The organism is Nonomuraea sp. NPDC003201, assembly GCF_053590415.1.
Genome location: NZ_JBSFTC010000373.1, coordinates 1 through 9306, shown reverse-complemented (window position 1 = coordinate 9306; position 9306 = coordinate 1). Strand labels below are relative to the sequence as shown.

13 protein-coding genes and 1 pseudogene are annotated in these 9306 nt (G+C 72.3%); 8 read left to right on the top strand and 6 right to left on the bottom strand.

Annotated features, from left to right (window positions below):
• Nucleotides 1-892 (bottom strand): annotated as a pseudogene (locus ACWDX9_RS54520) (hypothetical protein); the annotation flags it as partial.
• Between the two features lie 33 nt (nt 893-925).
• Here ACWDX9_RS54520 and ACWDX9_RS54515 point away from each other — a divergent pair.
• Nucleotides 926-1585, top strand: a complete 660-nt coding sequence (locus ACWDX9_RS54515; protein WP_350727084.1) for an endonuclease V — start codon at nt 926-928, stop codon at nt 1583-1585.
• 179 nt (nt 1586-1764) lie between these two features.
• Here ACWDX9_RS54515 and ACWDX9_RS54510 read toward each other — a convergent pair whose 3' ends face one another.
• Together ACWDX9_RS54510 and ACWDX9_RS54505 are read right to left on the bottom strand one after the other, a co-directional pair.
• A complete protein-coding gene (locus tag ACWDX9_RS54510) occupies nt 1765-2139 on the bottom strand; it encodes a hypothetical protein (protein ID WP_449970282.1) in 375 nt (124 codons plus the stop codon).
• 105 nt (nt 2140-2244) lie between these two features.
• Entirely contained in the window at nt 2245-2895 is a 651-nt protein-coding gene (locus ACWDX9_RS54505; RefSeq protein ID WP_449970279.1) for an NADPH-dependent F420 reductase, read from the bottom strand.
• Between the two features lie 85 nt (nt 2896-2980).
• Between ACWDX9_RS54505 and ACWDX9_RS54500 the strand changes: the two genes are divergently transcribed.
• From ACWDX9_RS54500 to ACWDX9_RS54480, 5 genes are all read left to right on the top strand, one after another.
• Nucleotides 2981-3322, top strand: coding sequence for a winged helix-turn-helix transcriptional regulator (locus ACWDX9_RS54500; RefSeq protein WP_449970276.1), 342 nt, complete (start codon nt 2981-2983; stop codon nt 3320-3322).
• An 86-nt stretch (nt 3323-3408) separates the two neighbouring features.
• Nucleotides 3409-3618: a hypothetical protein gene (locus ACWDX9_RS54495; protein WP_350727080.1), complete on the top strand. Its 210-nt coding sequence runs from the start codon at nt 3409-3411 to the stop codon at nt 3616-3618.
• Between the two features lie 152 nt (nt 3619-3770).
• Entirely contained in the window at nt 3771-3914 is a 144-nt protein-coding gene (locus tag ACWDX9_RS54490) for a hypothetical protein (RefSeq protein WP_449970273.1), read from the top strand.
• 50 nt (nt 3915-3964) lie between these two features.
• Nucleotides 3965-4534, top strand: a complete 570-nt coding sequence (locus ACWDX9_RS54485) for a TIGR00645 family protein (protein ID WP_355198303.1) — start codon at nt 3965-3967, stop codon at nt 4532-4534.
• Between the two features lie 13 nt (nt 4535-4547).
• Nucleotides 4548-4799 (top strand): hypothetical protein, encoded by a 252-nt coding sequence (locus tag ACWDX9_RS54480; RefSeq protein WP_449970271.1) that lies wholly within the window; start codon nt 4548-4550, stop codon nt 4797-4799.
• 46 nt (nt 4800-4845) lie between these two features.
• Here the strand turns inward: ACWDX9_RS54480 and ACWDX9_RS54475 are convergent, their stop codons facing one another.
• The gene (locus tag ACWDX9_RS54475; RefSeq protein WP_449970268.1) at nt 4846-5649 is read right to left on the bottom strand and encodes a Cof-type HAD-IIB family hydrolase; all 804 of its coding nucleotides are present in this window, start codon (nt 5647-5649) and stop codon (nt 4846-4848) included.
• Nucleotides 5650-5670: 21 nt separating this feature from the next.
• The gene (locus ACWDX9_RS54470; protein WP_449970265.1) at nt 5671-6147 is read right to left on the bottom strand and encodes a DUF2283 domain-containing protein; all 477 of its coding nucleotides are present in this window, start codon (nt 6145-6147) and stop codon (nt 5671-5673) included.
• A 122-nt stretch (nt 6148-6269) separates the two neighbouring features.
• Here ACWDX9_RS54470 and pyrF point away from each other — a divergent pair, with 122 nt between their 5' ends.
• On the top strand, nt 6270-7094 hold the full coding sequence (pyrF, locus tag ACWDX9_RS54465; protein WP_363972273.1) for an orotidine-5'-phosphate decarboxylase: 825 nt from the start codon (nt 6270-6272) through the stop codon (nt 7092-7094).
• On the opposite strand, the gene ACWDX9_RS54460 is transcribed toward pyrF, so the two are convergent.
• On the bottom strand, nt 7095-8816 hold the full coding sequence (locus ACWDX9_RS54460) for a 2-isopropylmalate synthase (RefSeq protein ID WP_449970262.1): 1722 nt from the start codon (nt 8814-8816) through the stop codon (nt 7095-7097). It lies immediately after the preceding gene.
• Nucleotides 8817-8870: 54 nt separating this feature from the next.
• On the opposite strand from ACWDX9_RS54460, the gene ACWDX9_RS54455 reads away from it, so the two are divergent.
• The coding region (locus tag ACWDX9_RS54455) for a FadR/GntR family transcriptional regulator (protein ID WP_449970261.1) at nt 8871-9306 on the top strand (436 nt) is incomplete at its 3' end.

Below are 9306 nucleotides of genomic sequence, written 5' to 3'. Positions count from 1 at the left end.
CTGGGCGAGGGCCCGCACGGCTGGCCGGCCCTGTGGACGCCTCGCCGGCCGCCGCGTCCGCGACCGCGCGGAGGGCGAGTTGGGCGCCTGCCGAGTGGCCGACGACGGTCACCCGGGTGAGGTCCAGCGCCACCGTCCGATCGACGCCCGCCGGAAGCGCGCCCGAGGGGAGCAGGTCCGGCGCGAGCGCGTCCGGCGCGAGCGCGTCCGAGCCACGCAACGCGGCGTGCGCCGTCGCGAGGGCGGCCAGTCCCGCCGCCACGTCCGCCGTCGTCGCGTCCCAGCCGTGCAGGTCCGGCCGCCGGTACTCGAGGTTCCACACCGCGAACCCGCGCCCGACCAGGTCGGCGCAGAGCGGCCCCATGATGTCGGCCGCCCAGATCGACCGCCAGTAACCGCCGTGGATCAGCATCACCACGGGCGGCTCGTCGGCGTCCGGAAGGTACAGCTCGCCCCACTGCTCCGGCAGCGGCCCGTACGCGATCCGCCGCGACGGATGCCGTACCCGGTGCACGGCATGGCGGATGCCCCAGGCCAGCCCGCCGACGCCGCGCCCGTGCAGGTGGGTGGCGCCCTCCCCGGCCGTCACCCCGTCGGCACGCTCGACGTCCGCCCAGACCACCGCCCCGAGGTCCCGCCCGATCAGCGAGCGCACCTCGGCCGAGGGCCCCGGCAGCACGACCACACCGCCCGCCCCCTCAGGCGAGGACGGCGAGGACGGCGAGGACGGCGAGGACGGCGACGACAGCAGCGAGAGGACGTGAGAGGCGTCGCGGGCGTGGACGAGCGTCCCGGAGACCCCCGCGGCGGCGAACTCGCGGGCCGCGATCTCCTCCAGCAACCCCGCGTCGGCCACCACACCGGGGCCGACGACCACCAGCACCTCGATCATGAGCCCGACCCTACGCGTAATAGCTTAGGCCGGGTGCAGGTACAGCAGCTCCACCCATGGCCCACCACCACCGCCGAGGCCGAGGCCGTCCAGGACCGGCTCCGCGGACGCGTCGAGCTCACCGGCCCCGCCGACTTCTCCCTGGTCGCGGGCCTGGACGTGCACTATCACGGCGACGACGCCCTCACGGCCGCCGTGGTCGTCCTCGACGCCGGCACGATGGCGACGGTGGAGGAGGTGACGGTGCGCGGCCGGGTGGCGTTCCCGTACGTGCCGGGGCTGTTCGCCTTCCGGGAGCTGCCCGCCCTGGTGGAGGCGCTCGAACGGCTCACGGTGACGCCCGACCTGCTGGTCTGCGACGGGTACGGGCTGGCGCACCCGCGCGGCTTCGGCCTGGCCTGCCACCTGGGCGTGCTGACCGGCCTGCCCGCGCTCGGCGTGGGCAAGACGCCCTTCGTCGGCACGCACGAGCCGCCGGGGCCGGAACGGGGCGACTGGGCGCCGATCGTCCACGAGGGCGCCGTCGTCGGCCGCGCGCTGCGCACGCAGCGGGAGATCAAGCCGGTGTACGTCTCCCAGGGCCACCGCATCTCCCTGGACACTGTCACCGACCAGGTCCTGCGCCTCGCCCCGCGCTACCGCCTCCCCGATCCGATCCGCCGCGCCGACCACCTGGCCCGCCACCCCGACTGATGCCCGCGCCCACCACCGGGCCCACCACCGGGCCCACCACCGCGCCCACCACCGGGCCCACCACCGCGCCCACCATCGGGCCCGCCACCCCGGCTAATGCCCGGACGACCATCTGACCCGCCAGACCGGCTGATGCCCGAACCGACCACCGGGCCCACCAGCCCGGCCGGCCTCCGCCGTCATCGCGGGCGCCAGGCCCAGACGAGGAGCCAGACGCTGAGCCCGAAGAGGGTCATCCCGAGCGGTACGTGCACCGCCAGCACGCCCGAGCCGCCCATGGCGGACTGGACGAAGCCGAGCAGCAGCACCGCCAGGCCGACCAGCGCGGGCCAGCCCGGGCCCCGGCCGGGCCGCCACAGCAGGACAGCCGCGACGAGCTGCAGCAGCCCCAGCACGTGCACGGCCAACGCCCCCATGCCGTGCGAGCCCGCCCCTCCCCCGCTCATCAGCTGCCCGGCCGTCACGGCCTGCGCCAGGACGGACAGCGTGTTGAGGACGACCACGGCCTTGAACGCGGTCACGTACCCGTTCCCCTTGGCGACCTGGGTTACCACTGGCTTTCTCCTTCGACCTGGTTTGAGGTCTCCAGGATCTTGCCGGACCCGCCGGAGGGCATCCGCCGCTCGTCGTCATCCCCGATACACCGCCGGTCGTACGGCTCAGACGCCCGAATAAGCCACCGGGGGGAGCACGGCCTGGGCGTCGGCGCCGCCGAACCAGAGGCCGATCATGAACGCGGCCGTCGCCTCCAGCAGCACGGCCCGGTCGAGCCCGCCACCGTCCACCGGGGTGCAGCCGAGGTCGGCGACCAGCGTACGCACCGCGGCCAGGGCGGCCGGGTCGTCACCGCACAGCGGCACGGCCAGCGGCCTGCCGTCGAACACCGGCGGCGTCAGCCGCCACACGTCCACATGGCACAGGTTGAACGCCTTCACCACGTGCCCTCCCGTGAGGTCGCGGATCAGCGGGGCGATGGGGCGGGCGGGGTCGTACGGGCCCTCGGCGTTGGCCACGTCGATGACGGGCTTGCCGCGCATCGCGCCGCCGGCGGGCTCGAGCACGCCGGCCAGCCCCGCCTGCCTGACGGCCACCATCACGACCTCCCCGAACGCCGCCGCCTCCGCCCAACTCCCGGCCCGCACCCCCGGGGTCTCGGCGCGGGCGCGGGACGCCTCGGCCGTCATCGTCGCGGCCCGGGCCGCGCTCGCGGAGGCGTCCCGGCCGCTGATCATCACCTTGTGCCCCGCCCTGGCCCACTGCGTGCCCAGGGCGTCCGCCATGCCGCCCGCCCCCAGGATCCCGATACGCATGTTCGTCCTCCATCGCATGAACTGGTAAGTAGAAAGGACTGTAGAAAGCCCGTCACACACCATTTGGTGCCTAACGGAGGCCTCGTTGGGGTTCATCGCCGACTGCCAGGCCCGGCTGGCCTTTGACCTGCTGGCCAACACCTGGAACGCGGTCGTCCTGTGGGCGCTGCGCCACGGCCCGCGCCGGCCGGGACGGCTGCGCGGGGAGATCGGCGGCATCAGCACCAAGGTTCTCACCGAGACGCTGCGCCGCCTGGAGTTCAACGGCCTGATCACGCGCCGCACGTACGCGGAGGCCCCGCCCCGCGTCGAGTACGAGCTGACCGATCTCGGCCGCACGCTCCTCGGCCCGATCGAGGCGTTCGGGGCGTGGGCGCACGACCACGCCGACGAGGTCATGGCCGCGCAGGACCGCTGGGAGACGTGAGAGCTTTCTAATATACGGAGCGTTACTGGATCACTACCCTGGGTAGCTAGACGACGGTTGTTCATTACCGTCTCCCAGGAGGTTCTATGCTTTTCTCCCCCCGTAGGATCGCCGCCGTCGCGGCCCTCGCCGGTGGCCTGACCCTGCTCTCCGCCCCGGCCTCCTACGCCGTGGTGGATCCTCTCACCCTGGTCCCCTGCCTGGCCGAGGCCGGCGCCGGCGCCACGACGTTGATCGACCCGACCGCCCCGGCCGTGCCGGCCGAGGTCCCGGCCGTGAGCTGCTTGCAGCCCTGACCGGCTCAGCCTGGGCACGTCCCCGGCCGATCCGGTTATCCGGGCAGGCGGCGCGGCGAAGCCGGCCGCGCCGCCTGCCACGGTGGCCCGATCAGTTCCCCCTGCAGCGCAAGCCCAGTCCATCCGATAGCGCAGAGCAGCTAGGAGATCCTTTGAAGGTCCGCGTCCTGACCGCCGTCGCCGCACTCGCGCTGGCGGGCGCCCTACCCTCCATCGCTTTCGACAAGCTCACCACCGACCCGCCCATCGCGCGCGTCGAGACCTGGGTCCAGCACGTCAACGTCTTCACGTCCTAGTGCGGCTCGCGCAGGTGCCCGTGGCCGACCCTCCACCGGAGTCACGGACCATGTCTGGTTATGTCGGCTACTTCATGTTCCTCAGCCGGTGGATTCAGGCGCCGCTCTACATGGGGCTGATCCTGGCCCAGATCGTGTACACGTGGCGGTTCATGCTGGAGTTGCTCCATCTGATCGAGCTCGGCTTCGGCGGCTCACCACCGGAGACCACCGTCATGCTGATCGTCCTCGGCCTCGTGGACGTGGTCATGGTCTCCAATCTGCTCATCATGGTCATCATCGGCGGCTACGAGACGTTCGTCTCCCGAATACGCATCGATGGTCACCCCGACCAGCCCCAATGGCTTTCCCACGTCAACGCCAACGTGCTGAAGGTCAAGCTGGCCATGGCGATCATCGGCATCTCGTCCGTCCACCTCCTCCAGATCTTCATCAACGCGTCCAGACCCACCATCACCGACCGGGAGCTGCTGTGGAAAACGCTGATCCACCTGACCTTCGTGGTCTCGGCGCTGACGCTGGCGCTGATCGACCGCATCATGGCGGGCGCGCGGCGCGACGCCGAGACGAACGGGGGCGAGCGGCAGTCGACCCTGAAGCAGGAACGGGTCGCCGCCTAGCCGGGGCGCTCCGGTGAGGCGGCCGGCCGTCATCGTGACGATCGCGGTGTTCGTGTGCTCGCTCGCGGGCGCCGCGCACGCCGAGGGCGAGGCCGCCGGGCCGAGCGGTCCCCCGCCCCTGATCGGCAACGTGACCATCTTCAACGACGAGATCATCGAGCCGGTGTCGCTGCCCGTGAGCACCTGCGGGTCACTGCTCCCGCTGCTCGGCAAGTCGCCCACCACCTGTAAGGGCGCCTCCCGGGTGTCGGACGACGACGCCTGACACCGTACGTGCCCGCCTGCGGGGGCGGGCGGGCACGTACGGATCCTCAGCCGTACAGCACCTCCAGCACCGCGGCCACGCCGTCCTCGTCGTTGGACAGCGTGCGGCGCTCGACCGCCGCCAGCACCAGGTGGTGCGCGTTGGCCATGGCGTACCCGGCGCCCGCGTAGGCGAGCACCGCCAGGTCGTTCGGCATGTCGCCGAAGGCCACCACCTCGCCGGGCGCGATCCCCCACTCCCGGCACAGCACGTCGAGCGTGCTCGCCTTCGTCACCCCGGCAGCGCTGATCTCCAGGAGCCCGGTCCCGCCGGAGTGCGTGACCTCGGCCAGCCCTTCGACCCCCGCCATGACGGCCGCGATCATCTCGTCCGCCGTGCTGGTCTGCGACTGGGCCAGCAGCTTGATGATGGGGTCGTCGCCGTCGAAGACGGAGCTCACCTCGCGGAGGTAGGCCAGGTCCTCCACGATGCGCCTGGTGTAGGCGGCCTCGGCGAGCACGCCCCGGCCCGTCTCGACGGCCAGGCCGACCCCGGGCAGGGCCGCGGCCAGGGCCTGCGCGACCTTGTTCGCCGCCGTCCGGTCCAGGAGATGGCTGGTGACGACCTCGTCGGTGGCCAGGTCGTACACGATCGCGCCGTTGCTGCAGATCGCGACGCCCGTGACGCCCGCCTGATCGGCGATCGCGCGGATGCCGCGCGGCGGCCTGGCGGTGACGAAGACGATCTGGGCTCCGGCCGCGCGGGCGGCCTGAAGGGCCTCTCGGGTGCGGGGAGTGATGGCACGCGAGGAGTTGAGGAGGGTGCCGTCGAGGTCGGTGGCCACAAGACGGGGGAGGGTGCCGGCGCTCATGGTGCCGATTATGCCGATCTTTCAGATCCGCATCTCGGACGGGAGCCGCCCGGCCGCGTTCGAGATCTCCAGGCCGAGGAGTTGCCCGGCGTCGCCGAAATCAAGAACGACATCAGCCACTTCAACCTGACTTACGACCTCTTCTGGCGCTATTTCGTGCTTCATCGCGATATAGGCGATATCTCGGAGCGTGTCCAAGCTCACGTACACCGTCTGCGGCCGCTGCCCCGACGGCGCCTCCTCCCAGCTCAGCAGCCCTTCCTTGGCCTCGTGCGAGCCCGCCAGCGCCGCCCGGAGCATGGCCAGGGCCAGCTCGATCGCCTCCAGCGAGTCGACCCCGGTGACCTTCCGCTCGTGCTCCCACCCGTCGAGCCCGTCGATCCGGTACGGGCACGACCAGTCCCCCGTCGGCTCTTCGTAAGGCACGCCGACCGTGACGGTGACATCACGCGGCGGATCGGTACGCAGCACCAGCACCCGTTGGGCGATCTCGTACATATAGCCTGATCTACCCCCGGAAAGCCACTTGAAGGCCCGATCCCATACCGGCGCCGAAGTAAGCATTCCTGGCCACGGCCGCCGCAAGCTAGGCTGCCTACGGTCATAAGGGGGCCCTTGAAATGAACGAGTCATTCGGGACGCGCCTTCGAGCCAGGCTCGACGAGTGCGGGCCGCTCTGTGTGGGCATCGATCCGAGCCCGGCGCTGCTGCACGCCTGGGGGCTCGACGACTCGCCCGCCGGTCTGGAACGCTTCAGCCGCACGGTCGTCGAGGCCGTCGGCGACGTGGCGGCCCTGGTCAAGCCGCAGTCCGCCTTCTACGAGCGCTGGGGCAGCCGCGGCATCGCGGTGCTGGAACGCACCATCGCCGACCTGCGCGAGGCCGGGACGCTGGTGCTGCTCGACGTCAAGCGGGGCGACATCGACAGCACGATGGCCGCCTACGCCGAGGCGTACCTCGACCGGGGCAGCCCGCTGGCCGCCGACGCCGTGACGCTGAGCCCGTACCTCGGGTTCGGGTCGCTGGAGGGCGCGATCCTGTCGGCCCTGGCCAACGACGCCGGCGTCTTCGTGCTGGCCCGCACCTCCAACCCGGAGGCGGCCCCGCTGCAGCGGCTCGTGGCCGACCAGGTGCTGGCCGGGGTCGCCGCGGCGAACGCCGGGCACGAGCCGCTGGGGCCCATCGGGGTCGTGATGGGGGCCACGCTGCCCGAGCTGGAGCACTCGCTGGACGACCTCAACGGCCCCATCCTCGCGCCGGGGCTTGGCGCCCAGGGAGCCTCTCCCGCCGACGTGGCGCGGCTGTTCGCCTCCGTACGGCACGCCGTCGTGCCCTCGGTCTCCCGGGCGGTCCTGGCCGACCCCAAGCGGCTGCGCTCCCGTACGCTCTACTTCCGCGACGAGTGCGCGGCCCACCTGGACGCGAAGATCACCACCACGACCTGATCAGGCCGGCACGGACGCCAGCACGCGGTTGACGGCGGCCAGCACGGCGTGCGCCGAGGCGGTCAGGACCGAGGTGTCCTGGGCCGCGCCCCAGCTGGTGACGCCGTCGACGCGGGCCTCCACGTAGGCGATGGCGAGGCTGCCCCGGCCCGGGTCCAGGGCGTGCTCGGCGAAGTGGAGGATGTCCACGTCGATCCCGTCGTCGCCGAGCGCGGCGGTCAGCGCGGACAGCGGCCCGTTGCCGGTGCCGCGCAGCCGGCGCCCCGACTTCAGCGTGCCCTCGAACTCGTGCACGCCCGGCGCCGTCTCCCTCGTGCTCCACTCGGCCAGCGCGCCGGTCTCCCCCGGGGCCAGGTAGGTGGCGTGGAAGAGCTCCCACAGCTGCTCGGCGGTGATCTCCTCGCCGCTGCCGTCGGTGGCCCGCTGCACGACCGAGGAGAAGTCGATCTGCAGGCGGCGGGGCAGCTCCAGGCCGTAGCGGGTGCGCAGGAGGTAGGCGATGCCGCCCTTGCCCGACTGGCTGTTGACCCGGATGACCGCCTGGTAGCCGCGGCCCACGTCGGCGGGGTCGATGGGCAGGTACGGCACCTCCCACGGCGCCTGCTCCGGCGGCACGCCCAGCTCGGCGGCCCGCTTGGCGTGGTGGGCCAGGCCCTTGCCGATGGCGTCCTGGTGGGTGCCGGAGAAGGCGGTGTGGACGAGGTCTCCCGCGTACGGGTGGCGCTCGGGCACGGGCAGCCGGTTGCAGTGCTCCACGACCCGGCGGATCTCGTCGATGTCGGACAGGTCGAGCATGGGGTCCACGCCCTGGGTGTGCAGGTTGAGCGCGAGGGTCACCAGGTCCACGTTGCCGGTCCGCTCGCCGTTGCCGAACAGGCAGCCCTCCACCCGCTGGGCGCCGGCCAGCACGGCCAGCTCGGCGCAGGCCACGCCGGTGCCGCGGTCGTTGTGCGGGTGCACCGAGAGGATCACCGCGTCCCTGCGGTCGAGGTGGCGGTGCATGTACTCGATCTGGTCGGCGTACACGTTGGGGGTGGCCACCTCGACCGTCGCGGGCAGGTTGTGGATCACCGGGCGGTCCGGCGCGGCGTCCCACAGGGCCGTCAGGTCGTTGCAGACCTCCAGCACGTAGTCGGGCTCGGTGAGGTTGAACACCTCCGGCGAGAACTGGAAGCGCACGTCGAGGCCGTCCGCGAGCCGGGCGATGTGCCCGGCGGCGTCCATGATCAGGCCGCGCAGCTCGTGCCGGTCGTGGCCGAGCACCACGTTCCGCCAGGTGGGGGCGGTGGCGGTGTAGAGGTGCACGACCGCGCGGGGCAGGCCCTCGATGGCGGCGAACGTGCGCTCGATCAGGTCGCGCCTGGCGGCCGTGAAGACGACCACGGTCACGTCCTCCGGCACGACGCCGGGCTCGGCCAGGTGGCGGACGAAGTCGAAGTCGAGCTGGCTGGAGGAGGGGTAGCCGACCTCGATCTCCTTGAACCCCATGCCCGTCAGCAGGTCGAACATCCGGCGCTTGCGGGCCGGGTCCATCGGCTCGGCCAGCGCCTGGTTGCCGTCGCGCAGGTCCACGGGCACCCAGAGCGGGGCCCGCGTGATGCGCGCGGACGGCCAGTCGCGCTCGGTGAGCGGCACCTCGACGCGCTCGTGGGCGGGCCGGTAGCGGTGGTAGGGCATGGTGCTGGGACGTTGACGGTTCCAGGCGTACACGGACGGCGTCATGGCGGCTACACTAATCACAACACAGGTCCTCAGACAACCTGAGAGGTTCGTTCGATGCCGCTCGGCTCCCTCCGTCCCAGCCCGCTCGTCGAGCAGGCCACCCAGCACCTGCGCGAGCAGATCACTCAGGGCGAATGGCCCGTGGGCACCCGCCTGCCCGGCGAGAACGCGCTGGCCAAGACGCTGGGAGTGGGGCGCTCGACGGTCCGGGAGGCGCTGCGCGCGCTGGCCGGGGCGGGGCTGGTGCAGGCCCGGCAGGGCTCGGGCGTGTTCGTGATCGCCACTGCGATCGCCACTGTGAACGCCACCGTGAACGCCGAGGACTGGCCCGCCCGGCTCCGTCGGGCCGCCATCACGGACGTCTACGAGGTGCGCATGATGGTCGAGACGCAGGCCGCCCGGATGGCCGCGCAGCGGCGCACCGAGGAGGACGTCGCGGCGCTGGAGGAGGCGCTGGCGGCGCGGGCGCGGGCGGCGTCGCAGGACGACG

Coding starts and splice junctions, on each gene's coding strand:
- ACWDX9_RS54495 (WP_350727080.1), top strand. CDS start 3,409: ATGCTTTTCTCCCCCCGTAGGATCGCCGCCGTCGCGGCCCTCGCCGGT.
- pyrF (WP_363972273.1), top strand. CDS start 6,270: ATGAACGAGTCATTCGGGACGCGCCTTCGAGCCAGGCTCGACGAGTGC.
- ACWDX9_RS54460 (WP_449970262.1), bottom strand. CDS start 8,816: ATGACGCCGTCCGTGTACGCCTGGAACCGTCAACGTCCCAGCACCATG.
- ACWDX9_RS54485 (WP_355198303.1), top strand. CDS start 3,965: ATGTCTGGTTATGTCGGCTACTTCATGTTCCTCAGCCGGTGGATTCAG.
- ACWDX9_RS54470 (WP_449970265.1), bottom strand. CDS start 6,147: ATGTACGAGATCGCCCAACGGGTGCTGGTGCTGCGTACCGATCCGCCG.
- ACWDX9_RS54475 (WP_449970268.1), bottom strand. CDS start 5,649: ATGAGCGCCGGCACCCTCCCCCGTCTTGTGGCCACCGACCTCGACGGC.
- ACWDX9_RS54505 (WP_449970279.1), bottom strand. CDS start 2,895: ATGCGTATCGGGATCCTGGGGGCGGGCGGCATGGCGGACGCCCTGGGC.